Consider the following 26,113-nt stretch of genomic DNA (forward strand, 5'->3'; position numbering starts at 1 on the left):
ACGTTATCAAAACGCCGAGTAATAGACTGATATAGAATAATTTGCTCTGTCGTAATCGTCTTAATTGAACAGCTATCATCTTTATCTGCGACCTTTCTCATTCTATTCCGTTAAATGGTACCATTGTCTCTATTTTTTGTCATTTATGATCGCATTTTATCACGCCGAAAAAAAAAAGACTTTCCATCTGCTTTGGAAAGTCTTCCTGATTGTCAGCTAAATAATATATGTAAGCCAAAGCCAACAAGAATGCTGCCGCCCAGTATTTCACTATAGGCGCCCAGCAGCCCATAAACCTTTTTTCCCATTAGCATGCCAGCCCAGGTCAGGAATGTACTGGCAGCGGCAAACAAAATTAGAGCAATAACGGTCTTGCCATTGGACAGGCCCAAGCTGAGACCGACTGAGAAACTGTCCAGGCTCACACTAAACGCGAAAAAAATCAGACCCAGACCAACAGGCTGAACCAGTTTCTTTGTTTCATAATTAAATGCGGAAAAAATCATTTGCGCACCGATTGCGACCAGAAGCAGACCACCGCTGAGTTCGGCATAATGTCCAATTTGGGTGGAAATGAAAGATCCCAAAACAATGCCCGTAAATGGCATCACAGTATGAAAAAAACCGACTACAAGACCTGCTATAGCAATCCGTTTTAGTCTGATCTGCTGCATTCCCATGCCCAAACTTATGGAAAAGGCGTCCATCCCTAATGCAAACGCCATAAAAACAAGTGAAACCATTTCCCCTAATTGATAGACCGGCATCTTTACGCCCCCTCAGACATGCTAGTGCATTCTATGCTTGTCCGGTCTGCCATATGCAGACATAGGAGACAGGCTGTTAAAGCCAGCCGGTTTCAGTTGAGGACGTTGTGGCATTTAGACACAGGCATGGCTGAATACTTGCATCAATCAGGCAAGTAACGCGTGGCGGCTTTTTCCAGACGATTCATGATCGCCCGTCCTATGCCTTCCTTTGGAAAAGCTTCACATAATATCACATCGGCATCGCCGTCTTTAAACAGCCGCAGGGCATCATAAATCGCCGCCGCAACAGCATGCAAATCCTCCCCAAGCGGAATAATGCGCGCCGAATGAAGCTGCTCCGCTGTCTGTGTGCTGGCCAGAACACCAACACGTTTCTCGTTTCTGCTCGCGCGGTCAATCGCCGTTTGCAGTTTTGCCGGCGCACCAGCAACAAGATACATGGGGATTTCTGGTGCATAATGTGTATATTTCATACCCGGGGCTTTGGGACTGTCTGCCATACCAGCCAATGCGGGATCGGCCATCACCGTGCCGACGGTTTCCTCGAGCTGTTCTTTGGTAATGCCGCCCGGCCGCAGAATGACCGGTATTTCCTGTGTGCAGTCAACGACGGTTGATTCTACCCCAACTCCGGTGGGACCGGCATCGATGAGCCCGGCAATTTTTCCTTCTAAATCAGCCCAGACATGTTCTCCTGTCGTCGGGCTCGGTTTCCCTGATAAATTGGCACTTGGCGCAGCAATTGGTCGGTCACATGCTCGCAGCAAGCTTTGCGCCACCGGGTGTTCCGGTATGCGGATGCCAATGGAGTCGAGCCCAGCGGTCACATTCGCCGCACAAGCTCCATTGCTTGAAAGCACAAGCGTCAGCGGGCCCGGTGTAAAGGTATCAAGCAGTTTCTCGGCAACAGGCGGGAGCGCTGAAATCAGATTCTGCAGCTGTCCTTTCGACGCAACATGGGCAATTAGCGGGTTATCTTCCGGCCGTCCTTTCGCCTGAAAAATACCAGAAACGGCTGAAGCGTTTGTCGCATCAGCCCCAAGTCCATACACCGTTTCCGTCGGGAAGGATACGGTATAGCCATTCTGCAGCAGAGATGCCGCCTCGGCTATTGCCCGTTCATCCGGCTGTTTTGTTTGGATATTCCATCGTTTTGTCTCTATCATGACTGACCCTCTTTTCTATGGCTTATTCTAGCTGAATAACATTTTGAACACAAAAAGTGAGCCTGTAGATATTTATCCACAGGCTGTCCACATTTAAGTAAATTTTCCGCTGATTGCTTCAACTGTTGGAAATATGGGGAATAGTGGTTTTCCAGCATAAATAGGATTATTCCCATCAGGCGATTATACACAGGTCTGCGCACAACAAGATGTTAATATACACAGCTTTTAAACAGGATGTACACAGTTATGCACATATAATTGTTGATAACTAATCAGGAAACGTGATACATCCACCAATATCCTTCGTTATTCGGAGAACTCTGTACGAATTCATTATCTTTTTGTGGATGAAATTGCAATGATTCCAGTAACACATCTACCATCGGCTGATGACTGTGGACAAAGACTTGCTGGGCCTGCTTTTCTCTAGCAAGTGCCAGAATGGCTTCCAGCAAAACTGGCAACGATGACGCCGCCTGTTTGGTCACAAATAACTGTTTCAGCCAGTAGACACGATCAGCAACATCGTCCATAACAAAGCAGCCTTCAATTTTCCCGGCAAATTCCACGACATAGCCTTTCGCCAGCAGCTGCTCACGTTCCAGATTTTGATTGTGCTGCAAAAAATCGTTTAGTTTCTCCTCTGATGCATGTTCGGCCGTTATTAGTTCCATGATTTTCACCTCTATGTTTTGGCAGATTCTCTAGAATACTATGTGAAAACGAACTAATCTATGAATCAATCAAACCATTCAAAGAGAAAAAATCTAACGTCAGTCTCTTCCTCATCAGACGCCTCTTCTTCGTCGTCTTCCTTATCATCGTCATCGTCACCGGTCTCCGTCTCTTCCGCCTCAGCCACTGTCGAACCGCTGGAAAAGTCCAGAAAACAGAGCGGCGGAAACAGAACACACCACCAATTGGAGCCCTCACCCTCGCCAAGGGTGATCAAAACCGCCTCATATTCACCTGGCGGATAAAGATAAGAACCATACAATTTAGCCGGAAACGTAATATTCTTGCCATATTCAACTTCAGATGACTGCGAACTGCCTTCTTCCTTTAGTGTATCCTCAACAATCGTGCGGATTTCTGGAATATTCGCTGCAATTAGCTCACGCGCTTTATCAATATCGGTGATCATGCCAACCCAGTCTGTGATCGCCGCATTCACGTTATCACGCACTTTGTGTTTTAGCTCCTGATCCGATTCAGCATCACTGTCAGCCAGAATGCGCAGGCGAATGGCCTCATCTGGGATCACTTGTATATCTTGCTGAGCTGCATTTGCTGAACTATTTGCTGCCATATCCCCGCTAGTCCCGGTCACAGGGATTACTAAGATTATCATAACGGCTATAATAGCTGAATACACGACCCTTTGCATCGTAAAAAACCCCTCTCCCAAGCTGTCTTATCAACAGTATGGCCAAGGGGTTTTTTACATATACTAGGAATCTATTAAAGGACCCGCCTTAACCATGCGATCCTTTTGGCTGATATCCTGAACAATCGCCACATGGCTCTCAGGAAAGGCTCCTTGTAATAAACACTGGACCGTCTGCGCCTGCTGGCTGCCCACTTCCAATAAACAATAGCCGTGCGGTTTCACGAGACGCGGCAGCTGATTGACGATTGTCCGGTACCCGGCCAGCCCATCGTCACCGGCAAATAACGCTTCTTCCGGATCAAAATTTTTGACCGTATCGGACAAAGTGGATTTCTCGTCTAATGCGATATAAGGCGGATTGGAAACAAGCATGTCGACCTGAAGACCCTGTTCGAGCAGCGGTTTGCCGTAATCACCCTCAAAAAAGGTAACATCAGCCTCCATCTGCGCCGCATTGTAACGCGCCACCTCCAGAGCTTTCGTGGAAAGGTCTGTCGCATATACGGCGGCCTGTGGCAGTTCCAGAGCCAGTGTCACCGCAATGCTGCCGCTCCCGGTGCCAATATCGGCAATCGTGAATGGCTCCGGTGATGCCGTCTGAACAGCCAGCTGTGTGAGCTCCTCCGTCTCTGGGCGGGGAATCAGCGTGTCGCCGGTGACGCGGAAATCGCGTCCATAAAAAGGGGCATATCCGGTTAAATGCTCCAGCGGCACGCCAGTCTGGGCATGCGCTTCCACCGCAGACCAGAAACGCTGCAGCACATCTTCTGGAACCGGGTCACGCATCATCGCGAAAAACGCTGTCCGGTCCACATCCAGATAGTGCTCTAAAAGAAGTTCCGCCACTTTCGGCTCGCGCCTGTTATCATCTAAAAAAAGAGAAGCCCGGCGCAGGACTTCATGCAGCTTGGATTCTGCCATAACTATTCGCCAATTTCCTCAAGTTTTTGTGTCTGTTCTTCCAGAAGCAGGGCATCAAAAATTTCATCCAGTTTGCCTTCCATCACCTGATCAAGCTTCTGCAGCGTCAGACCGATACGGTGATCTGTCACACGGGTCTGCGGAAAATTGTACGTGCGAATCCGCTCAGAACGGTCACCAGTTCCAACAGCAGACTTGCGGTCTTCCTCAATTTCCTGCTGAGCTTCCTGCTGGTATTTATCATAGAGCCGCGCACGCAGCACACGCATCGCTTTTTCCTTGTTTTTAATTTGTGACTTTCCGTCCTGACAGGATACGACGATTCCTGTTGGTTCGTGTGTCAGACGGACAGCCGACATCGTTGTATTGACACTCTGGCCGCCGGGTCCGCTGGCGGCAAACGCATCGACGCGAATATCTTTGTCATTAAGCTCAACTTCCACTTCTTCTGCTTCCGGCAGCACGGCTACCGTAGCTGTCGACGTATGGATGCGTCCCCCGGATTCGGTCTCTGGGACACGCTGGACACGGTGGGTCCCGTTTTCAAACTTCAGTTTCGAATAAGCACCCGTTCCGTTTACCATAAAAACGATTTCTTTATAGCCGCCAACCGCGGTTGGATGGGCTTCCGCCACATCAGTTTTCCAGCCCTGCATCTCGGCATATTTGGTATACATGCGATACAAGTCACCGGCAAATAAGGCAGCTTCATCACCACCAGCAGCCGCACGGACTTCCATAAAGACGTTTTTATCGTCATTCGGGTCTTTTGGCATAAGCAGAACTTTCAGCCGCTCTTCCAGATCTTTTTCCTTTTCCGTCAGTTCTTCAATTTCCGTTTTGGCCATTTCCTGCATGTCTTCGTCGGATTCGTCTTCCAGCATGTCCTCTGCATCTTTCAATTGACCAAGAACGTCCTGATACTGCCGGTAAGCCTGCACGATTTCCTCCAGATCGGATTGTTCTTTAGAATAATCACGCAGTTTATCAATGTCGTTTATAACATCCGGATCACTAAGCAGCTCATTCAGTTTTTCATAGCGATCTTCCAAACTCTTTAAACGCTCGAGCACAACGGTCACCTCTTCTCAGGTTAAAGTATCATTATAATATACGCCAGCCACAAGGTCAAAATGAAGCCGCGGATTGTGAGCCTTTCAATGACTGACGTGTCGCGCAGCTGTTCCTTCTTTCTGTCAGCCCGCATGAAGGCGTAAAAAAAGAGCGCCGCAGCACTCTTTATGGGATCATTCAGTCCGACACAGCCCGGATATCGTTTGAGCGGTTATCGGGCTTGTCCGGCACTTCATGATGATGGCGGCAGCGCGGTTCATATGCTTCCGATGCACCTACCATAATCACCGGATCATTATAGGCAGCTGGCCTGCCGTCAATCAGACGCTGCGTACGACTGGCAGGTGATCCGCAGACCGGGCAGATGGCAGTCAGCTTAGAGACTGATTCAGCTTGTGCCATTAGCTGCGGCACTGGGCCAAATGGTTCACCGCGAAAATTTGTATCAAGTCCCGCAACAATCACGCGAATACCCCGATCAGCCAGCTCATTGACGGCTGGAACGATTTTTTCATCAAAAAATTGCACTTCGTCTATCCCAACGACATCCACTTGAGTCCCGTCCAAATCATCCAGAATCGCTGCGGCATTTTTGACAGGACGAGCAATTGTGGATGTGCCGTTATGGGACATGACCGTTTGCCCAGCATAACGGTCGTCAATCGCCTGTTTGAAAACCCGTACAGCTAAATGGCCATACATTGCCCGGCGAGCCTGGCGAATCAGTTCTTCTGATTTACCGGAGAACATACTGCCACAAATGACTTCAATCCAGCCGCTTTGGTTTAAAACGTGCATTTATGCCGAACTCCCTTCAAGGTCATTTTTACTTATGCCTGCTAGATTACAATGCGCTTGGCTGCTGCAGAACCCGTTAGTCTGAATTCTTCCCGACTAAACGTGAAAAAAACAGGCAACATATCGACTATTGCCTGTTTGCTGTAACGGGATATAGCTGCCAACCGTTTTTTACTTAAGGTTATATTTCCGTTTGAACCGGTCGACACGTCCACCGGCTTTATCGGCTTTTTGTTTTCCTGTATAGAAGGGATGTGACGCTGAGCTGATTTCAACACGGATCAGCGGATACGTCTCGCCATCTTCCCATTCGATGGTTTCTTCAGAGTCTTGTGTTGAACCTGTCAGGAATTTATAATCTGAACTTGTGTCCAGAAAGACAACCTTTCTGTACTCGGGATGAATATCTTGTCTCATAGCTTCTCGCTCCTTTTGCCCTGAATCCTTTGGAAACAGAGTTAATTGTAATCGTCATATCATCTAACTCACATAAAAAGATTATAACAGCGACACGTCTCGATTGCAATAGTACGGCGCACCTCAAACCAACTCTAAAACGGCGGCACACCCCTTGATGATGCCGGCTGATTCATCCTTGCACTTTCGTCCCTTTTCGCTTCATTTCGTCTTCCATCTGCTGGAAGAATTCCTCATTGTTCTTCGTCGCACGCAGCCGTCTCAGGAAGCGGTCGAGAAAGTTTTGATTATCCTGCATGGTCTTGCGGATAGCCCAGATTTTATCAAGATGGTTTTTATTAACGAGCAATTCCTCTTTGCGCGTGCCTGATTTCAGAATGTCAATGGCTGGGAAGATCCGGCGCTCAGCCAGATTGCGGTCAAGGTGCAGTTCCATATTGCCTGTCCCTTTGAACTCTTCGTAAATCACATCATCCATCCGTGACCCGGTATCAATCAAAGCCGTTGCCAGACATGTGAAACTGCCGCCTTCCTCGATATTACGTGCCGCTCCGAAGAAACGTTTCGGACGGTGGAAAGCCGCGGGATCAATACCGCCGGAAAGCGTCCGGCCGCTCGGCGGGCTGACCAGGTTATAAGCACGTGTCAGTCGCGTAATGCTGTCCATTAAAACAACCACATCGCGCTTATGTTCCACAAGGCGCATGGCCCGCTCCAGAACCAGTTCAGATACTTTAACATGACTTTCCGGAACTTCATCAAAAGTGGAACTGACCACATCGACATCTTCGCCAACCGAACGTTCAATGTCGGTTACTTCTTCCGGCCGCTCGTCCACCAGCAGGATAATCAATTTGGCCTGGGGATGGTTGGTTGTAATGCTGTTGGCAATAGCCTTCAAGAGCACCGTTTTACCCGCTTTGGGCGGCGCCACAATCAGGCCGCGCTGGCCAAAACCGACCGGTGTCATTAAATCAATGATGCGCGTGGACAAGTTTTTCGAATTCCGCTCAAGGTTCATGAGACGCTCCGGATACAAAGGCGTCAGGGCAGGAAAATGCACACGTTCTTTTGATGTGTCCGGATCAGCGCCATTGACCGCATCCACGTGCAATATCCCGTAGTAACGTTCATTTTCTTTCGGCGGGCGCACCTTGCCCGACACTTTATCCCCATTTCGCAGATCAAAGCGGCGGATTTGTGAAGCGGAAATGTAGATATCTTCTGCGCTCTGTGAATAATTGATGGGACGGAGAAATCCAAATCCTTCTGAGGCAATAATTTCCAGAATACCATCCATAAATAAGTAGCCATCTTCTTCAGCCTGTGCTTTTAAGATCGCAAAAATTAATTCTTTTTTGGTTAGTTTCGAATAATAGGAAACCTTGTATTCCCGTGCGAGCTCATAAATCTCTTTCAATGTTGATGACTGCAGTTGGGAAATTGATAATGAAGCCATTTAATCACCACACCTATTTATTTTTAAAGGTTAGTCAAAAGGACCTTCAAGCACAGACAGGCACATACCGCTAAGCTAAGGCCGCAGCACAGTCTGCCAATCCCTTTACAGCCGCTTTTGAAAAATTTAAATGTGTCTCGAAAAGTTGTGAATGTCTCTTTCTATTTGAAAGGTTACGAATCATAGAAGTACTTGCAGGAAGCTAGAATGGAAGTTTTCCCAGTTTATACTATCATTGCCTATAAACTCTCTTTTTAAACATCTCTATCATACGCCTTTAGAAGCCACGATTCAATACGCTGCGCCATATTTTTGCCAGTTTGTCTTGCATATGGATAAATAAATGAAGGAAGCCACGGGGGAAAAAGCAGTGGCTTCCTGTTATTAATTATGACTTCATGACGAGGTTCGGTTTTTTCTCCAGGCTGTGTTCCCCGTCTACAAAACGAACGGTCCCGCTTTTAGCACGCATGACAACGGTTTGCGTCGTCGCTTTTTCGCCTTTAAACTGAACGCCTTTCAGCAATTCACCATCCGTAATGCCTGTCGCAGCAAAGATAGCATCATCACCGCCGCAAAGGTCATCCAACCCGTACACTTTATCCAAGTCGGTAATCCCTAAGCTGTGACACCTTTCAGTTTGCTGGTCATTGGACGGGCAGAGCTTGCTTTGCATGTCACCGCCCAGACATTTCAGCGCGGCTGCACTCAGGACACCCTCAGGCGCGCCGCCGATGCCCATTAATATATCAACCCCCGTGTCATCAAAGGCTGTATTCATGGCAGCTGCCACATCACCGTCCGGAATCAGTCTGATGCGTGCCCCGGCAGCACGGATTTCCTCAATTAATGCCGCATGGCGCGGCCGGTCCAGTACAATCGCCAGCACGTCTTCCACTGCTTTATGTTTCGCCTTGGCAACCGCTTTTAAATTCGCTGTAGCTGACGCATTGATGTCAATCTGACCAACGGCTTCAGGACCAACGGCAATTTTGTTCATATACACATCCGGCGCATTGAGCATATCCGCTCCATCGGCAATCGCAATCACCGCCACAGCATTCCAGGTCCCTTGCGCCACGATATTGGTGCCTTCTACCGGATCGACAGCTATATCTACTTTCTGCCCTGAGCCAGTGCCCAGTTTTTCACCGTTATACAGCATCGGCGCTTCATCTATTTCGCCTTCACCGATGATTACCGTTCCATCCATCGGAATTGTATTAAACACATGGCGCATCGCTGTTGTGGCTGCATCATCTGCCTCATTCTTTTTTCCGAATCCCATCCAGCGTGCTGACGACTGTGCTGCCGCTTCGGTCACGCGGACGAGTTCCATTGATAAACTTCGCTCCATAAAGTCCCTCTCCTTTATTAAATTCATCCTCATCCCAAAAGGATTCATATATGAGAGGTGCTTTGCCCGTCCTCAGGAATCCTGAAACTGAATGACTTCCTGTTCTGTCATGTCTTCCCGCCAGACGCGGGCACCGAGCGCGTTGAGTTTTTCAACGATTTGTTCATAACCGCGGTCAATGTGGTCGACGCCGGTGATCTCTGTTATGCCGTTTGCCATCAGCCCTGCAATAATCAGTGATGCACCAGCACGAAGATCGCTCGCATGAACACGGGCACCTTCCAGTCTGGTGGGGCCAGATACAATCACTGATCCGCCCTCGACCTTGATCGAGGCGTTCATGCGCCGCAATTCATCAATATGCTTCAGGCGGGCAGAATAAATGGTATCCGTCACCACACCCGTGCCATGGGCTCCAGTCAGCAAAGATGTGAATGGCTGCTGCAGATCTGTCGGAAAGCCCGGATAGACTAATGTTTTCAAATCGACATTTTTAAGAGATTCACGCGGGGAAATATGCAGTTGTTCATCATTGTGTTCCACCGTCACACCCATTTCCTCCAGCTTGGCCATGACAGGCTCCACGTGTTCTGAGATCACATTATCAATGGTTACATTCTGACCCTGGGCCGCTGCAGCAATCGCATATGTACCAGCCTCAATACGGTCTGGAATAATGGTATGCTGGCACCCATGCAGAGACTCAGCCCCCTCGATACGGATCACATCCGTGCCAACGCCTTTAATATCCGCTCCCATATTTGTCAAAAGCGTTGCCACATCAATAATTTCCGGCTCTTTAGCAGCATTTTCGATAATCGTTTTCCCTTTGGCTTTTACCGCCGCAAGCATAATATTAATCGTTGCCCCGACACTGACGACATCCAGATAAATCCGGGCTCCCTTCAGTTCATCAGCCTGAAGATAAATCGCGCCCTGTTCATTCGTGACTTTAGCACCCAGCGCTTCAAACCCTTTAATATGCTGATCGATCGGCCTGGGTCCTAAATAACAGCCGCCAGGGAGACCAATAACTGCCTGCTTGAACTTGCCGAGCATCGCCCCCATGAAATAGTACGATGCCCGCAATTTTTGCACTTTTCCATTTGGCAGCGGCATAGCTACCATTTGGTCAGGGTCGATATGGACCGTCTGGCCGTCCCAGCTAACCTCACCGCCAATTTCCTCAAGCAATTCGCCAAGTGTATAAACATCTGATATATCCGGCAATCCCTCTATCGTGACGCGCGAGTCCGCCAGGAGAGCAGCGGGTAAAAGCGCTACGGCACTATTTTTAGCGCCATTAATACGTACGCTGCCATTTAGTGGGCGGCCACCCTCAATTAAGATTTTTTGCATTTGCAGAACCCCGCTTCCAGACAGACGTACACTTCCACCCGAAATCGTTCCTCTCCTATACCAGCAAACACGCTAATGCACCCAAGCGATAAGCCAGTATCGTTTGTCTGTCTAGTGTATGTGTGTTTTTCCATATTTATGCATTATTGCTGTTTATGCCAGTCAGCCAGGAACTTCTCAATACCCTGATCCGTTAACGGATGCTGAACCAGCTGCCCAAGCACTTTATACGGCAGTGTTGCAATATGAGCGCCATTGAGAGCAGCATCAGTCACATGCAGCGGGTGTCTGATGGATGCAGCAATAATTTCCGTACTAATACCGTGCTGATTAAAGATGGTGGCAATCGTGTTAATCAAATCCATGCTGTCATGGCCGATGTCATCCAGCCGGCCGAGAAAAGGCGATACGTAGGAAGCGCCAGCACGAGCCGCCATAAGTGCCTGATTGGCGTTGAAAACCAAGGTGACGTTCGTTTTAATGGTCAGATCGCTGAAGGCTTTAACGGCTTTCAGACCTTCCAGTGTCATCGGCACCTTAACCGTAATATTCGGTGCGATGGACGCCAGTTCCTTTCCTTCCTGAATCATGCCTTCCGCATCTTCGGAAATAACCTCAGCACTGACAGAACCGCTTACCTCGCTGGTGATTTCCTTCAGCCGGTCGTGAAAGGACACACCTTCTTTGGAAACAAGGCTCGGATTTGTTGTGACACCTGCCAAAATGCCAAGTTCATTCGCCGAGCGGATCTCTTCAATGCTTGCCGAGTCGAGGAAAAACTTCATGACAGAACCCCTCTCCTTTATCTGTGATTATCACGCTTTATCTATAGACCGCTGTCAACTAATCTCACTACACTGCTAGAATACCAGCAAGGGCGTCAAGGCGCAAGCAGCAGTATTGGATCTAATAAGAATTTTTAACATATAAATGCGCCATAATTTCAGGCGCTGCTGCACATATTTTCACCCTATAAAACACCTCACTGACGACGGTCTCGTCAAGCCAGAATTGAGCTGACAGAATCGCTGATTTCCTGTATATCAAAAGGCTTGGCGAACACCTCCCGGACAGCAGACAGCTGTTTAATTTCTTCGCTGATATTCTCCGTTAATCCGCTCATAATGATCGTCGGCAGGTCCACTTGATCGGCATCCAATCGTTTTAAGAGATCGGCACCATCGACAACCGGCAATTTATAATCCAGTATCAGCAAATCATAAGAACTGCCATATAGATAATCAAGTGCGTCCTGTCCTGTCTCAGCTGTTGTGACATCGTAGTCCTTCTCGCTGAATACTTCTTTTAACAGCATGCGAATTCCGGGCTGATCATCAGCCACAAGTATCGTTTTGGTCATTAGCGACCCTCCTATGCAGGTATTCAAGAGAACTTGAAAAAACCCTTCTTTTTATCGAACAAAAAATTGAAACGAAAAGGGTAAAATAAGAGAATTCACATGTATTAAGCTAGTTTTAAACAAATTTTGCGAATAGGCGTTCGTTATTTCGCATGCATTCAATCAAAAAAAGCCCCGTTTACTGAAATGATGAACGGGACTTTTGTCGAATTTGACACTAGTCAGGTATTTGCTGCGCTGCTCCGACAAATCCTTGAAGCAAGGCATGTGGACGTGTCGGGCGTGATTTAAATTCCGGATGAAACTGACAGGCGACAAACCATGGATGATCAGCTAATTCGAGCACCTCAACCAGCTCCTCATGACAGCTTGTACCGGCCATCAGCAGGCCATTTGCCTGAAGACGTTCGCGGAAATCATTATTCAATGTGTAGCGGTGACGCTGCCGCTCGTACACAAGATCCTCATCCTCATACGCCTGTTTCACCTTCGTACCGCTGGTCAGCTGGAACGGATAGCTGCCCAACCGCAGCATGCTGTCCAACTCATCGGTGTTTTCCTGCTTTGTTCCCAAATCGACAACTGGATACGGCGTTGCTGGGTCAAATTCAGTCGAATGAGCGTTCTCCAGCCCAAGCACATTCCGGGCATATTCCACAGCTGCCAGCTCCATTCCGAGACATATGCCTAAAAATGGCATACGGTTTTCCCGGGCAAAACGTATGGCTTCAATCTTCCCGTCAATTCCGCGATAGCCGAATCCGCCCGGAACTAAAACGCCATCGACATCCGCCAACTCACGGTCGATTGACGTCTTGTCCTGCTTTTCCGAATCAATCCACTTGATTTGAACAGCCGTATTATGAGCAAATCCGGCATGTTTCAGTGCTTCAACCACCGATAAGTAAGCATCCGGAAGCTCCACATACTTGCCAACGAGCCCGATAACCGTTGTATCCTGCAAATGGCGGACAGTGTCGAGGAGTGTCGCCCATTCACTCATGTCGGCTTCCTGAACGTTAAGTCCCAGATGGTTACATACCAGCTGATCAAGCTGCTGTTCTTTTAACGCCATTGGCACCTGATACAAGGTATCGGCATCAAGCATCTCGATGACTGCTTCTTCAGATGTATCACAGAACAGCGCAATCTTTTCTTTCATATCCTGACTGATCGGCAGTTCAGAGCGCAGGACAATGGCGTCCGGCTGAATGCCCAATGACCGCAATTCCTTCACACTGTGCTGGGTCGGTTTTGTTTTCACTTCACCGGCTGCTTTAATATATGGGACAAGGGTGCAGTGAATATACATAACATGTTCACGCCCGATATCACTCTTAATCTGCCGTATGGCTTCAAGAAATGGCAATGACTCAATATCTCCGACCGTACCGCCGATTTCTGTAATCACCACGTCAGCCTGTGTCTTTTCGCCAGCCCGGAAAACCTGTTTCTTTATCTCGTTGGTAATGTGCGGAATGACCTGCACTGTACCGCCCTGATAATCGCCGCGGCGTTCTTTTTTGATGACACTGGAATAGACTTTACCGGTTGTAATATTACTGTATTTGTTTAAATTAATATCAATAAACCGTTCATAATGTCCCAGATCCAAATCGGTTTCCGCCCCATCCTCGGTCACAAAAACCTCGCCATGCTGGTACGGACTCATCATACCAGGATCAACGTTGATATACGGGTCAAACTTCTGGATCGTCACGTTAAGGCCTCGATTTTTCAAAAGTCTTCCGAGTGACGCAGCGGTAATGCCTTTGCCTAATGATGATACCACACCGCCTGTTACGAAAATATATTTAGTCAATGATTCATCCCTCGTCTTTCCCAAAGAATTGCTGCAGCGGCTTGCAATCGATGCTCATAGACGCAACAATGTCGCTTTCAATGAAACATCCCAAAACGGGTTACTGCAGGTACCTGATCAGTGCCTGGCTCCTGCAGCCTATCCCGCTTCACAAAATAAAAGGCGCTCCCCCCAAGTATTAAGGGGGAGCGCCGGATGCTTACGATTTTAGCGAGCCCAATAAAAATTCTACGCATTCACCATAGAAAAGTCAAGTGCTCATTGTCGATTACAGTCGCATTCACGGCACCCAACAAAACGCCTGATTTTATTTATCTTTGTCCTCACGCTTATCATCATCAGCCTCGTCTGACTCGGTGTCATCAGAGACTTCCGCTTCTGCCAATTCTTCTGGGTCATCAAAGCCATCATCTACATCGCTTTTTTCCCCGAATTCATCCTCTTCCGCAGCAGACTCATCAGCAAACTGACCTGTCAGGACTTCGACGCCATCGCCTGGTGAGTCCGGTTCACGTTCCGGTTCCTGGGATTCCTCGCGAGGGGCTGGTTCCTCCGCTTTTTCCTTTTTCTTCTGCCCTTTTTTCGATTTCTTTTTCTTCGTGGTGGCAGCCGCCACTTCATCCATCTGTTCCACTGGATACCAGCGTTTCAGACCCCATAAACCAGGGGTGGCTGTCAGAAACCGGCCATCAACGGTCAAGTCTGTATAAAACTGAGCCCGATGCTTTTCTTTCCAGTCATCCGTAAAATCTTTAAGATCGGCTACCCTATCATAAAGATCGCTAAAATCCATGGCCTTTTGCTCTTCCATCAGCCGATCATAAGCCACTTCAAGCATTGAGGTGTTATCTAGTTCTTCGCGGCTGGAATTTTGCAAGCTCACGATACCGCACTCCCTTTTTTCATAGTTTTACCGGGGACATAGGCACGTCCCGCTGCCGATCTCACCCGCGAGAATCGGCATTTATCTGTCAGGCTAAGTCTCATCTGCTATGTTTAGGACAGCTCAGCCAATCAGACTGCAGCGCCTGATTCCTTAAGTTCCTTAGCGTTAGACAGTATCTGAATCGTACCCTTCATTATAAACAAAAATGCATGCCTTATGCCAGCGGAAACCATAGAATTGGTATAAAATTATCCCTATCCGGTTATTTATAAACGGCTATCGCGGTGCCAAAACCAGTCGTCTTTAAGATTCATAAACTTTTTCGGTGACCTGTCATTGTCAGCAACGGTTACATATTGCGCCGGTACTGACCGCCTGCTTCATAGAGCGCGTTTGTAATCTGACCGAGACTCGCCACTCTTACCGTATCCATCAGCTCTGCAAAAACATTGCCGCCGGATGCTGCCGTTTCTTTCAAACGTTGCAGCGCTTCATCGGTATAAGCTGCATGAGCCTTTTCGAATTGCTGCAGTTCCTTAATCTGATGATCTTTTTCTTCCTGGGAAGCGCGGGCAAGTTCCATCGAATCGATCTGCTCACTGGATGGCGGATTCGGATTGATGAATGTGTTGACCCCGACAATCGGCAGCTCTCCAGAATGTTTTTGATGCTCATAATACATAGACTCTTCCTGAATCTTACCGCGCTGGTATTGCCGTTCCATAGCTCCGAGCACACCCCCGCGGTCATTCATGTTTTCAAATTCTTTCAGAACCGCTTCTTCCACAAGATCGGTTAGTTCTTCCAGAATAAAGGATCCCTGCAGAGCATTTTCGGTCTTGGTCAGGCCAAATTCTTTATTAATAATCATCTGAATGGCCATCGCCCGGCGGACCGACTCCTCAGTTGGTGTCGTGATCGCCTCATCATACGCATTGGTATGGAGGGAATTCGTATTATCCAATACAGCAAGCAGAGCCTGCAGCGTCGTCCGGATATCGTTAAAATCAATTTCCTGAGCATGCAGAGACCGGCCCGATGTCTGAATATGGTATTTCAGCTTCTGACTCCGTTCATCTGCCCCGTATTTGTCCCGCATCGTGATCGCCCAAATGCGGCGGGCAACGCGGCCAATCACCGTATATTCCGGATCAAGTCCATTCGAAAAGAAGAAGGACAGATTCTGCGCAAATTTATTAACATCCATGCCGCGGCTTAAATAGTACTCCACATAGGTGAAGCCATTTGCCAGTGTGAACGCGAGCTGTGTAATCGGATTGGCACCAGCTTCAGCAATATGGTAGCCAGAGATCGATACCGAATAATAATTGCGCACCTGTTTAGCCATAAAGTATTCCTGAATATCCCCCATCATGCGCAGGGCAAATTCTGTTGAAAAAATGCACGTATTCTGGCCCTGATCCTCTTTTAAAATATCTGCCTGCACCGTTCCGCGGACAACCGAAATCGTCTCATTCTTCAGCTGTTCATACTCAGCCTGGTCCGGCTCCCGGTCATTGTCTTTCTGAAATTTAACAAGCTGCTGATCAATCGCCGTGTTAAAAAACATCGCCAGAATGATTGGAGCTGGCCCGTTAATCGTCATCGAGACAGATGTTTTCGGATCCGTCAGATCGAAGCCATCATACAGCTTCTTCATATCATCAAGCGTGCATATACTGACACCACTTTCCCCGACTTTACCGTATACGTCAGGCCTTGGTGCCGGATTCTCGCCATAAAGCGTTACCGAGTCGAAAGCCGTGGACAGCCGTTTCGCGTCACTGTCCTGCGATAAATAGTGAAAGCGGCGATTGGTCCGCTCCGGTGTGCCTTCACCGGCAAATTGCCTTGTCGGATCCTCACCTTTCCGTTTAAACGGAAAAACACCTGCCGTAAATGGGAAGGAACCAGGCACATTTTCCTTCATCAGCCAGCTTAGACGGTCGCCCCAGTCCTGGTATTTGGGCAGCGCAACTTTCGGCACCTGCAGCCCGGAGATGGATTCCGTCGTTAGATCCATCGTGAATTCCTTGTTGCGAACGGTATAGGTCATCGTTTCCTGCTGGTAATTCTCTTGCAGCATATCCCAATTATCCAGCTGCTTTTTCGCCTCAGGATCCAGCTCAGCTTCATAGGACTCAATCGCCTGATCAATCGTCTCGGCTGCCGTATTGTCATCAAGCACATCCCGGGCCCCTTCAAGCTGATAGAGTTTACGGGCGATAGCACTCTGGCTCCGGGTTTTATCATGATAACCGCGTATATGACGGGCAATTTCCTGCAAATAATGGCGCCGCTCATTCGGGATGATCATATTTTGTTTCTCAGCTATCCGATGCCGTTCAAAATCAACCGCTTCTGACCAGCCATAGCTGTCGTTCAGCGTATCAATGATTGATGCAAATAGAGCATTTGTGCCGGCATCGTTAAACTGACTGGCAATCGTACCAAAGACCGGATAAAGCTTTTTATCTTCGCCGAACAGCATGTGACTGCGTTCATATTGTTTGCGCACCTGACTCAGGGAATCCTCGGACCCTTTTTGTTCATATTTGTTAATCACAATAAAGTCAGCAAAATCGATCATGTCGATTTTCTCCAGCTGTGATGGAGCCCCGAAATCGGACGTCATCACATACATGGACAAATCGGTCACATCGGTAATCGCCGCATCGCCCTGACCGATGCCGCTCGTTTCAATGATAATAAAGTCATAATCGGATGCCCTTAGTACCGCCATAACATCCTCCAGCGAGCGGGACAATTCATCCCGGGAGCTGCGTGTTGCGAGCGAGCGCATGTAGACCCGATCGGAAAAAATGGCGTTCATCCGAATCCGGTCACCCAGCAGGGCACCGCCGGTTTTCTTTTTCGTCGGGTCAATGGAAATAATCGCAATCTTTTTATCTGGCAGTTCATTGAGGAACCGGCGGACTAATTCATCCGTCAGCGAACTCTTGCCGGATCCGCCCGTGCCAGTCATCCCCAGAACGGGTGCTCCATTCGAATTCGCCTGAAGCTGGTTGAGCAGCCCGTTCACTGCAGCATCATCACCGGCATTGTTTTCAATATAAGTAATGAACCGGGAGATCGTCTGCTTATCACCGGATGCCAGTTTGTCCTGGTGCTTCTCCAAGTCAAAAAGCGGCGGCTGAAAATCGCATCCTTCGATCATGTTGTTAATCATGCCCTGCATACCCAGTTCACGGCCATCTTCAGGTGAAAAAAGCCCGGAAACGCCGTAATCCTCGAGCTCTTTAATCTCACTGGGAATGATTGTGCCGCCGCCGCCACCGTAAACCTTGATATGGCTGGCATCCAATTCATTAAGCAAATCGATCATATATTTAAAGTAATCGACATGCCCGCCCTGATACGATGAAATTGCAATTCCCTGAGCGTCTTCCTGAATCGCGGCATACACGACTTCTTGCACTGACCGGTTATGCCCGAGGTGAATTACCTCAGCTCCGCTCGACTGCAGAATCCGGCGCATAATGTTAATCGATGCATCATGTCCGTCATACAAACTCGACGCCGTCACAAACCGGACAGGATTGACCGGTCTATATACCTGATCGCTTGCCACAAGAACCCCTCCTGGTTAAATAGCTTGCTAAGCCTTTTCTTCCGATGCCGCATTAATCGACAGAGCCTGCAGCAGAAAATGCGTCTGCCGGCTGATATACGTCTCAAGCGTAAACTGTTTCTGCAGCATCCACCGTCTAAAAGCCCACATCTGGCCCTGTACAAACATGTTATTGGCTGCCAGCGCCACATCCTGATTGGACATAACCTCTGGCAGGCAGGTCGTGATCACCTTTTCCAGCATAGTGACCATATCCCGTTCTTTCTGCATGACATAGTCCTTGGTTTCCTTTTTCAGCGACTTCACTTCCTGATACATGATCAGCACCTCCTCCTGCATGTCATCCATCAGGCGGAAGTACGAATCAACCACTTGTTCCAGAGTTGCAACAGACGGATTCCACCAGTCAATGACTGATTCCAACCGTGTCTTCACTTGCTCATAGATAGCATCACACACGAGGAACAACACATCTTCCTTCGTGCGAATATATTCATAGAGCGTGCCGATGCTGAATCCCGATGCCCGCGCGATTTCACGTGTTGTTGTCCGGTGAAACCCTTTCTCTTTGAAAAGCGAAACGGCACCTTGAATCATTTGCTGACGCCGTTTTGCCACAAGTTCGGCATCCTTAATCGACGAGATGACCTGATCAGGTGCCATGCAGCTCCCTCCTTTTAAAAATGGCTGGCGTGTGATGCTGAATCTTATTTTGTCAGCATCCGGCCGATAACCAGCCGCTGAATTTCGTTTGTGCCTTCATATATTTGTGTAATTTTGGCATCGCGCATATAACGCTCAACCGGATAATCTTTCGTATAGCCATAGCCGCCGAATACCTGCACCGCTTCCGTCGTGGTACGCATGGCTGCATCACCGGCAAACAGCTTCGACATCGCTGACGCCTTGCCATAAGATTTGCCCTCAGATTCCAGCCAGGCCGCCTGATAGGTTAAGAGACGGGACGCTTCGATATCGGTCGCCATATCGGCCAGCTTGAACGAAATACCCTGATTAGCCGCAATGGGCTTTCCGAACTGTTCGCGTTCTTTAGCATAATCACTGGCTGCATCCAGCGCTCCCTGCGCAATACCGACTGCTTGAGCAGCAATCCCGTTGCGGCCGCCATCCAGCGTCGACATGGCAATTTTAAACCCTTGCCCTTCTTCACCTAACAGATTCTCTTTGGGCACACGGCAATTATCAAAGATAAGCTCCGTTGTCGGAGAAGAGCGTATGCCAAGTTTCTTTTCCTTCTTGCCAGTGGTGAAACCGTCCATCCCTTTTTCCACGATAAAGGCACTAATGCCCTTATTGCCGGCGTCGGGATCTGTCAGTGCGAACACAATATAGATATCAGCCACACCGCCATTGGTGGTCCACACTTTATTACCGTTCAGAATGTAAGCGTCACCATCTTTTTGCGCCACCGTTTTCATGCTGCCTGCGTCACTGCCGGATCCTGGTTCAGACAATGCATACGCCCCGAGTGCCTCACCGGTGGCCAGACGATATAAAAACGTCTTCTTTTGCTCTTCATTGCCGTACTTATAAATCGGCCAGCTTGCCAGTGACAGATGCGCCGACAGCGTCACACCCGTTGACGCGCACACTCTGGACAGTTCCTCAACCGCGATCACGTAACTGACAAAGTCCGCCCCGATACCGCCATATGCTTCAGGCCACGGAATGCCTGTGAGTCCGAGTTCCGCCATCTTGTCAAAAATACCGCGGTCAAACCGCTCCTCCTCATCACGTTCAGCAGCCGTCGGTTCCACATCGTTTAACGCAAAATCACGCACCATTTTCCTCAGCATTTCCTGTTCTTCGTTCAATTGAAAATCCACTATCTGCATCCTCCTTTAGACTGACTGTCATTTATTATTCCATTAAGCTTTTCGCAATAACTTTATGCTGGATTTCACTTGTGCCTTCATAGATCTCTGTCACTTTAGCATCACGGAAAAAGCGCTCGACCGGATAGTCTTCTGTGTAACCATAGCCACCGTAAAGCTGCACAGCTTCGATAGCGGCCTGCGTTGCTGTCCGCGATGCATGCAATTTGGCCATCGATACTTCCTTGTTGCCCGGACTTCCTGATTCAATCAGCGCTGCTGCCTGATAAACAAGCAGACGAGCTGCTTCCACCTCAGTAGCCATATCGGCTAATTTAAACGAGACACCCTGATGAGCAGCAATCGGTTTACCGAATTGTTCCCGTTCCTGCGTGTAGGCTGTCGCATGTTCCAGAGATGCTTCCGCAATCCCTAATGCCTGCGCCGCAATGCCAATGCGGCCCGCGTTCAAATTCGCCATCGCAACTTTAAAGCCATCTCCTTCTGCGCCGAGCATTTGACTTGCCGGCACTCGGCATTGATCGAAGTTCAGCTCAACAGTGCTGGAGCCATGCAGTCCCATCTTACGCTCTGGTTTACCGGCTGTAAGACCCGGTGTATCCTTTTCGACTATAAACGCGCTGACCCCTTTGGCGCCCTGCTCATCGCCGGTTCGGGCAAACGTAATATATGTATCGGCTTCCCCACCATTCGTGATAAACATTTTCGAGCCATTCAAAATATAGTCATCACCATCTTTTTTGGCTTTTGTCCGGAGACTCGCCGCATCAGAACCTGCACCAGGTTCCGTGAGAGCAAACGCCCCGAGAAATTCGCCTGAGGCCAGTCTGGGAAGATAATAGCGTTTTTGCGTGTCATTTCCAAACGTCAAAATCGGATTTGTACCGACTGATGTATGAACGGACAGAATCACACCCAGTGTCGCACTGACCTTCGAGAGCTCATGGATCGCAATAATATATGATGTGTAATCCATCCCGCTGCCGCCATGTTCTTCTGGTATAGGAACGCCCATCAGCCCAAGAACCCCCATTTTACGAATCAGTTCAGCAGGAAAACGGTCTTCAGCCTCCATCTGGGCCACTGCTGGTTTCACTTCCTCTTCTGCAAACTTTTTGACCATGCGGCGCATCATGATCTGTTCATCGGTCAATTGAAGATTCATGTCGTTTTCCTCCTCTGGTGCCATCCCGATTATTAAAAATCTATCAATTATTGATACTGATAAAAGCCTCTTCCAGCCTTTTTGCCGAGCCAGCCAGCATTAACATATTTTCTGAGCAGCGGACACGGCCGGTATTTGCTGTCACCGAAACCATCCTGCAGCACTTCCATGATGAAAAGACACGTATCCAGTCCGATAAAATCGGCCAAGGTTAGCGGCCCCATCGGATGATTCATGCCCAGCTTCATAACCGTATCAATATCCTCCACCGACGCCGTCCCTTCCTGCAAAGTGAAAACAGCTTCGTTGATCATCGGCATCAAAATTCGATTGGCGGCAAAACCCGGAGAATCATTGACCTCCACAGCTGTTTTGGAAAGACTGTACGCCATAGCCGCCACCTGTTTATACGTTTCATCATTTGTTTCGAGCCCGCGTATCACTTCGACAAGCGGCATGACTGGAACCGGATTCATATAATGCATGCCGATTACTTGCCCCGGCCTATTCGTCGCTGCTGCCAGCTCCGTGATAGGAACGGAAGAAGTGTTGGAGGCCAGAATAGCGTGTTCCGGTGCATAAGCATCCAATTTACTGAATATACCCGTTTTGACATCACGGTTTTCCACAATCGCCTCAATCGCTATATCACACTGCCGCGCATTCTCCAGAGCAGCTGCTGGCTGCAGACGGGCCAGGGCATCCTGCTTAGCTTGTTCGCTGATCCGGTCTTTGGAAACGGAACGCTCCAGGCGTTTTTCAATATTCGCGATCCCCTGATTTAACGCCTCTTCTTTGGCGTCATGAAGGAGCACATTGTAGCCGGACTGGGCGCAGACCTGCGCAATACCTGCACCCATCTGGCCTGCTCCAATCACCATCACGTTTTGAATTGTCATGTTAACTGCCTCCCTCTGCTTCATATCTCAAGCTCTACAATGTTTCATTTATCCGGTTTAGACTTCGTTTAGACAAAATCAGGCTGGTTACGATTTTGGTACTTCCACAAGCACGGCATCACCCTGACCACCGCCGCTGCATATGGCTGCGATTCCCATTCCGCCGCCGCGGCGCCTCAGCTCATGGACAAGCGTCAAAAGGATGCGGGCACCACTTGCGCCAATCGGATGACCTAAGGCCACAGCCCCGCCGTTCACATTGATTTTGTCCGGGTCAATCTCAGCAATCTGACTGCTGGCCAGTGACACGGCCGCAAAGGCTTCATTAATCTCAACCAGATCAATATCCTTTTGCTGGTACCCTGTTTTCTCCAGCAGTTTATTAATCACGAGACCCGGTGTTGTCGGAAAGTCTTTCGCTTCCACGGCAACTTCCGCATGACCATGAATGGTGGCGAGCGGGGTCTTGCCCAGCTTTTCCGCTGTCTCGTCAGCCATCACAACAAAAGCACCTGCCCCGTCATTTACCCCGGGAGCGTTGCCGGCTGTAATCGTCCCGTCGCGGTCAAACGCCGGCGGCAGCTTACCCAATGCTTCAGCACTTGTATCCCGGCGCGGCGCTTCATCTGTATCGACCTGGACAGGATCACCTTTCCGCTGCGGCACTTCCACCGGCACAATCTCATCAGTGAATTTGCCTTCATCTATAGCCTTAATTGCACGCTGATGACTCCGGTACGACCAGTCATCCTGCGCCTCTCGTGTCAGACCGTATTCCTGAGCCGTGCTGTTGCCATAGCTACCCATATGGACATCACCAAAGGCACACATCAGCCCGTCATTCATCATCATATCAACGACTTGTTTATCACCCATGCGAAGTCCCCAGCGTGCGCCGGGCAACATATACGGTGCGTTGCTCATGCTTTCCATACCGCCGGCGACCAGAATATTTTCATCACCTGCACGGATCAGCTGATCAGCAAGCGTGACACTGCGAAGGCCGGAAGCACAGACTTTGTTGATCGTCTCCGTCTTCACATCCCAGGGAACATCGCCTGCCCGTGCTGCCTGGCGTGAGGGGAGCTGTCCCTGGCCGCCCTGCAGGACACTTCCCATAATGACTTCATCAATTTTTTCCGCCTCCACGCCTGCACGTTTCAGCGCTTCCCTGATGACAATCCCTCCCAGCTGTGAAGCTTGAAGGGGCTTTAAAGCACCGCCAAATTTGCCAAATGGTGTCCGCGCTCCGGAGACCAGAACTGACTTGCGCATAATTTAATCATCCTTTCTTTTCATAGATTGCTGGTTTAAGTGAATTATCACGATAACCGCGCCGCCGCTTTTTGAAACTGACCTTCTCACCGTCTATTGAACGCTCGCTCAATTCACTGGTAAAAGACAGAGGGGAAGCTTTTCCGCACCCCTCGTCAAATAAACATTTAAATCTTTTCTGTATCTATGCCGGCTGTTCTTGATCCTCTGTCAAAACGGACAAAGCAAGAATTTCCGCCACATCCATCGTGCTGATATCTTCTTCAACTTCTTTGGCTTTTGTGCCATCACTCATCATCGTCAGACAGAACGGACACGCACTGGAAATCATAGTTGATTCTGTCTCCATCGCCTGCTCTGTCCGGGCGACGTTGATCTGATTGCCAGTCGTGTCTTCTGCCCACATCAGACCGCCGCCGGCCCCGCAGCACATGCCGCTTTCACGGTTGCGTTTCATTTCCACCAGATCAATACCCGGTATGGCTTTCAGAATCTCTCTAGGCGGATCATAGACACCATTATAACGGCCCAGATAGCAGGAATCATGATAGGTGAGTCGCTGATTAATCTCCCGCTCTGGCTGCAGTTTGCCGTTCATAAGTAAGTCATACAGAATCTGCGTATGGTGATAGACTTCCGCTTCAAAACCGAAATCCGGATATTCATTCTTGAAAAGATTGTAGGCGTGCGGATCAATCGTTACAATCTTCGTGACACCATTTTTCTCAAATTCTTTAATATTTTTCTCCGCAATCTCCTGGAATAAATATTCATTACCGATCCGGCGGGCGGTATCACCTGAATTTTGCTCCTTATTGCCGAGAATCGCAAAGTTGATGCCTGCGCGATTCATTAATTTAGCAAATGCAAGAGCAATTTTCTGACTGCGGCTGTCAAATGAACCCATTGAACTGACCCAGAACAGATACTCAAAATCTTTCCCTTCTTTGTTCAGTTCTTTAATGGTTGGGACATAAGCATCCTCATCCTGATCACGCCACTTGATGCGGTCTTTTTTCGACAGCCCCCATGGGTTGCCCTGACGCTCAATATTCATAACAGCACGCTGAGCGCCCTGATTCATTTTGCCTTCAGTCATCACCAAATAGCGGCGCATATCTATAATTGTTGAGACATGCTCATTCATGACCGGGCAGGCATCCTCACAGGCACGGCACGTTGTACATCCTGACAGCTCTTCCTCGGTTATGACATCACCAATCAGACTGATATCAGCCATACCTGGCGTTGTCTCATTCGCCTCCGCAGCGCCACCGGAAAACGCATAACCCGGGACCCATGGTGACGTCCCTGTAACAGCAGCGCCTTTTGCCGTTAAATGATCGCGCGCCTTGACCATTATATCCATCGGTGACAGCATTTTGCCGGTCCCGGATGCTGGACAGACGTCCGTGCAGCGTCCGCATTCGGTACAGGCATAAAAGTCAATCAGCTGATGCTGATCAAAATCCTCGACCTTGCCGGCACCAAAGGAGATTTCTTCTTCATTGGCTTCCTCATCAATATCAAAGTTAATCGGTTTAAGCTTGCCCGGCACGCGCTTGCTCAAAAATACATTAATCGGAGCAGCAATTAAATGCGCATGCTTGGACTGCGGTACATAAACTAAAAAGGCTAATATCGTAACGGTATGGATCCACCAGAAAACATAAAACAAAGCAGTTGCGGCAGTCGGTGCCAGCCAGCTAAACAGAAAGGCTATACCGCTTGCGACGGGTTCTGACCATGTGAGCGCCTCACCGGACCAGAGCATCATCATCCCGTTGCCAAACAGCATTGAGATCATCAGTGTGCCAATAAACACCAGAACCAGTCCTGCTTTAAAACTGCGCTTCAGACGGACCAGTTTTTCCATATAGCGCCGGTAAAACGCCCAGCCAACTGCAACCAGAATCATTAATGTTACAAGTTCCTGAAAGAATGTAAAAGCAGGGTAAACAGGCCCGAACGGCAAGTGATTCCCCGGCGCCAATCCTCTGATAAACATATCGATCGCACCAAATTGCACCAGAATAAAGCCATAGAACATCATAACGTGGATTGAACCGGACTTCTTGTCCTTTAGCAATTTGGACTGTCCAAAGACTATCTTCCCAACACGCCGGAACCGTTCTTTAAAGGCCCGGTCAAACTCAGACTTTTGACCAAGCTTTATGTAGGAAACCCTTGTTGCGACTGCCTTGGCGAACAGATACACCCCATATACGACAATAGCAACGAAAGCCACCCAATTAATCAACAGCAATGTGTTCATCTCTCGCTCCCCCTTTTGTCAAGTATAACGTAAAATGTTAGCGATTGCATTATTTTGAAAATAAAAAATGGCTGTCGCATCATTCTCAAGTTATACCTCTCACTATAGACGATGAATGATCATTCAGTCAACAGATTAACAGAAAATTAACGCATATAATCCTTTAATGACCGGTACCGTCGCGTCTTTTTTCATAAAAAAGTCTTCTCTTCGCAGACAATAAAATATTTAAAAGACGAAACGGTTGTAAAAAGTGTTTGACAGTCCTT

General features: G+C 48.7%; 22 protein-coding genes. All 22 read right to left on the reverse strand.

Translation table 11 applies throughout. The annotated features are described in order from the left end of the window. Nucleotides 1–212: 212 nt before the first annotated feature. The 22 genes from ACFQU8_RS11725 to ACFQU8_RS11830 all read right to left on the reverse strand — a co-directional run bounded on the left by ACFQU8_RS11725 (nucleotide 213) and on the right by ACFQU8_RS11830 (nucleotide 25,844). The gene (locus ACFQU8_RS11725) at nucleotides 213–767 is read right to left on the reverse strand and encodes a manganese efflux pump MntP (protein WP_382360275.1); all 555 of its coding nucleotides are present in this window, start codon (nucleotides 765–767) and stop codon (nucleotides 213–215) included. 143 nt (nucleotides 768–910) lie between these two features. Next, nucleotides 911–1,936, reverse strand: a complete 1,026-nt coding sequence (locus tag ACFQU8_RS11730; RefSeq protein WP_382360278.1) for an L-threonylcarbamoyladenylate synthase — start codon at nucleotides 1,934–1,936, stop codon at nucleotides 911–913. A 275-nt stretch (nucleotides 1,937–2,211) separates the two neighbouring features. Continuing rightward, entirely contained in the window at nucleotides 2,212–2,613 is a 402-nt protein-coding gene (locus ACFQU8_RS11735; RefSeq protein ID WP_382360281.1) for a hypothetical protein, read from the reverse strand. 65 nt (nucleotides 2,614–2,678) lie between these two features. After that, nucleotides 2,679–3,326 carry a stage II sporulation protein R gene (gene spoIIR, locus ACFQU8_RS11740; RefSeq protein WP_382360284.1) on the reverse strand — a complete coding sequence of 216 codons (648 nt, stop codon included), beginning with the start codon at nucleotides 3,324–3,326 and terminating at the stop codon, nucleotides 2,679–2,681. 63 nt (nucleotides 3,327–3,389) lie between these two features. Next, a complete protein-coding gene (gene prmC, locus ACFQU8_RS11745) occupies nucleotides 3,390–4,250 on the reverse strand; it encodes a peptide chain release factor N(5)-glutamine methyltransferase (protein WP_382360287.1) in 861 nt (286 codons plus the stop codon). 2 nt (nucleotides 4,251–4,252) lie between these two features. Then, a complete protein-coding gene (gene prfA, locus ACFQU8_RS11750; RefSeq protein ID WP_382360290.1) occupies nucleotides 4,253–5,323 on the reverse strand; it encodes a peptide chain release factor 1 in 1,071 nt (356 codons plus the stop codon). A gap of 178 nt (nucleotides 5,324–5,501) precedes the next feature. Continuing rightward, on the reverse strand, nucleotides 5,502–6,122 hold the full coding sequence (locus ACFQU8_RS11755; RefSeq protein WP_382360293.1) for a thymidine kinase: 621 nt from the start codon (nucleotides 6,120–6,122) through the stop codon (nucleotides 5,502–5,504). Nucleotides 6,123–6,293: 171 nt separating this feature from the next. Then, complete coding sequence (locus ACFQU8_RS11760) at nucleotides 6,294–6,539, reverse strand: type B 50S ribosomal protein L31 (protein ID WP_382360296.1); 246 nt, start codon at nucleotides 6,537–6,539, stop codon at nucleotides 6,294–6,296. Between the two features lie 172 nt (nucleotides 6,540–6,711). Then, the gene (rho, locus tag ACFQU8_RS11765) at nucleotides 6,712–7,998 is read right to left on the reverse strand and encodes a transcription termination factor Rho (protein ID WP_382360299.1); all 1,287 of its coding nucleotides are present in this window, start codon (nucleotides 7,996–7,998) and stop codon (nucleotides 6,712–6,714) included. Nucleotides 7,999–8,386: 388 nt separating this feature from the next. Further along, a complete protein-coding gene (glpX, locus tag ACFQU8_RS11770) occupies nucleotides 8,387–9,355 on the reverse strand; it encodes a class II fructose-bisphosphatase (protein ID WP_382360302.1) in 969 nt (322 codons plus the stop codon). Nucleotides 9,356–9,427: 72 nt separating this feature from the next. After that, nucleotides 9,428–10,714 (reverse strand): UDP-N-acetylglucosamine 1-carboxyvinyltransferase, encoded by a 1,287-nt coding sequence (locus tag ACFQU8_RS11775; protein WP_382360305.1) that lies wholly within the window; start codon nucleotides 10,712–10,714, stop codon nucleotides 9,428–9,430. 143 nt (nucleotides 10,715–10,857) lie between these two features. Beyond that, nucleotides 10,858–11,499: a fructose-6-phosphate aldolase gene (gene fsa, locus ACFQU8_RS11780; protein WP_382360308.1), complete on the reverse strand. Its 642-nt coding sequence runs from the start codon at nucleotides 11,497–11,499 to the stop codon at nucleotides 10,858–10,860. Nucleotides 11,500–11,714: 215 nt separating this feature from the next. Then, the gene (locus tag ACFQU8_RS11785; protein ID WP_382360311.1) at nucleotides 11,715–12,074 is read right to left on the reverse strand and encodes a response regulator; all 360 of its coding nucleotides are present in this window, start codon (nucleotides 12,072–12,074) and stop codon (nucleotides 11,715–11,717) included. 217 nt (nucleotides 12,075–12,291) lie between these two features. Next, entirely contained in the window at nucleotides 12,292–13,896 is a 1,605-nt protein-coding gene (locus ACFQU8_RS11790; RefSeq protein WP_382360314.1) for a CTP synthase, read from the reverse strand. A gap of 307 nt (nucleotides 13,897–14,203) precedes the next feature. Continuing rightward, nucleotides 14,204–14,779 carry a DNA-directed RNA polymerase subunit delta gene (rpoE, locus tag ACFQU8_RS11795; protein WP_382360317.1) on the reverse strand — a complete coding sequence of 192 codons (576 nt, stop codon included), beginning with the start codon at nucleotides 14,777–14,779 and terminating at the stop codon, nucleotides 14,204–14,206. A gap of 352 nt (nucleotides 14,780–15,131) precedes the next feature. Further along, nucleotides 15,132–18,374: a fused isobutyryl-CoA mutase/GTPase IcmF gene (icmF, locus tag ACFQU8_RS11800; RefSeq protein WP_382360320.1), complete on the reverse strand. Its 3,243-nt coding sequence runs from the start codon at nucleotides 18,372–18,374 to the stop codon at nucleotides 15,132–15,134. A gap of 27 nt (nucleotides 18,375–18,401) precedes the next feature. Next, complete coding sequence (locus tag ACFQU8_RS11805; protein ID WP_382360323.1) at nucleotides 18,402–19,037, reverse strand: TetR/AcrR family transcriptional regulator; 636 nt, start codon at nucleotides 19,035–19,037, stop codon at nucleotides 18,402–18,404. Nucleotides 19,038–19,081: 44 nt separating this feature from the next. Then, entirely contained in the window at nucleotides 19,082–20,221 is a 1,140-nt protein-coding gene (locus ACFQU8_RS11810; RefSeq protein ID WP_382360326.1) for an acyl-CoA dehydrogenase, read from the reverse strand. Nucleotides 20,222–20,255: 34 nt separating this feature from the next. Next, nucleotides 20,256–21,395: an acyl-CoA dehydrogenase gene (locus tag ACFQU8_RS11815; RefSeq protein ID WP_382360329.1), complete on the reverse strand. Its 1,140-nt coding sequence runs from the start codon at nucleotides 21,393–21,395 to the stop codon at nucleotides 20,256–20,258. Nucleotides 21,396–21,442: 47 nt separating this feature from the next. Next, nucleotides 21,443–22,294 (reverse strand): 3-hydroxybutyryl-CoA dehydrogenase, encoded by an 852-nt coding sequence (locus ACFQU8_RS11820; RefSeq protein ID WP_382360332.1) that lies wholly within the window; start codon nucleotides 22,292–22,294, stop codon nucleotides 21,443–21,445. A gap of 87 nt (nucleotides 22,295–22,381) precedes the next feature. Beyond that, nucleotides 22,382–23,569: an acetyl-CoA C-acetyltransferase gene (locus ACFQU8_RS11825; protein ID WP_382360335.1), complete on the reverse strand. Its 1,188-nt coding sequence runs from the start codon at nucleotides 23,567–23,569 to the stop codon at nucleotides 22,382–22,384. A 184-nt stretch (nucleotides 23,570–23,753) separates the two neighbouring features. After that, complete coding sequence (locus ACFQU8_RS11830; protein ID WP_382360338.1) at nucleotides 23,754–25,844, reverse strand: (Fe-S)-binding protein; 2,091 nt, start codon at nucleotides 25,842–25,844, stop codon at nucleotides 23,754–23,756. Nucleotides 25,845–26,113: the final 269 nt, after the last annotated feature.

It is taken from the genome of Lentibacillus kimchii (assembly GCF_042666895.1).
In the GTDB taxonomy this organism is placed as follows: domain Bacteria; phylum Bacillota; class Bacilli; order Bacillales; family Amphibacillaceae; genus Lentibacillus; species Lentibacillus kimchii.

Bases quoted from the DNA above. Each gene is read 5' to 3' on its own strand.
- ACFQU8_RS11760 (WP_382360296.1), bottom strand. From the start codon at position 6,539: ATGAGACAAGATATTCATCCCGAGTACAGAAAGGTTGTCTTTCTGGAC.
- glpX (WP_382360302.1), bottom strand. From the start codon at position 9,355: ATGGAGCGAAGTTTATCAATGGAACTCGTCCGCGTGACCGAAGCGGCA.
- ACFQU8_RS11805 (WP_382360323.1), bottom strand. From the start codon at position 19,037: ATGGCACCTGATCAGGTCATCTCGTCGATTAAGGATGCCGAACTTGTG.
- ACFQU8_RS11725 (WP_382360275.1), bottom strand. From the start codon at position 767: ATGCCGGTCTATCAATTAGGGGAAATGGTTTCACTTGTTTTTATGGCG.
- ACFQU8_RS11820 (WP_382360332.1), bottom strand. From the start codon at position 22,294: ATGACAATTCAAAACGTGATGGTGATTGGAGCAGGCCAGATGGGTGCA.
- prmC (WP_382360287.1), bottom strand. From the start codon at position 4,250: ATGGCAGAATCCAAGCTGCATGAAGTCCTGCGCCGGGCTTCTCTTTTT.
- fsa (WP_382360308.1), bottom strand. From the start codon at position 11,499: ATGAAGTTTTTCCTCGACTCGGCAAGCATTGAAGAGATCCGCTCGGCG.
- rho (WP_382360299.1), bottom strand. From the start codon at position 7,998: ATGGCTTCATTATCAATTTCCCAACTGCAGTCATCAACATTGAAAGAG.
- ACFQU8_RS11830 (WP_382360338.1), bottom strand. From the start codon at position 25,844: ATGAACACATTGCTGTTGATTAATTGGGTGGCTTTCGTTGCTATTGTC.
- ACFQU8_RS11815 (WP_382360329.1), bottom strand. From the start codon at position 21,395: ATGAATCTTCAATTGACCGATGAACAGATCATGATGCGCCGCATGGTC.
- ACFQU8_RS11735 (WP_382360281.1), bottom strand. From the start codon at position 2,613: ATGGAACTAATAACGGCCGAACATGCATCAGAGGAGAAACTAAACGAT.
- ACFQU8_RS11775 (WP_382360305.1), bottom strand. From the start codon at position 10,714: ATGCAAAAAATCTTAATTGAGGGTGGCCGCCCACTAAATGGCAGCGTA.
- ACFQU8_RS11730 (WP_382360278.1), bottom strand. From the start codon at position 1,936: ATGATAGAGACAAAACGATGGAATATCCAAACAAAACAGCCGGATGAA.
- ACFQU8_RS11785 (WP_382360311.1), bottom strand. From the start codon at position 12,074: ATGACCAAAACGATACTTGTGGCTGATGATCAGCCCGGAATTCGCATG.
- spoIIR (WP_382360284.1), bottom strand. From the start codon at position 3,326: ATGCAAAGGGTCGTGTATTCAGCTATTATAGCCGTTATGATAATCTTA.
- ACFQU8_RS11755 (WP_382360293.1), bottom strand. From the start codon at position 6,122: ATGCACGTTTTAAACCAAAGCGGCTGGATTGAAGTCATTTGTGGCAGT.
- ACFQU8_RS11825 (WP_382360335.1), bottom strand. From the start codon at position 23,569: ATGCGCAAGTCAGTTCTGGTCTCCGGAGCGCGGACACCATTTGGCAAA.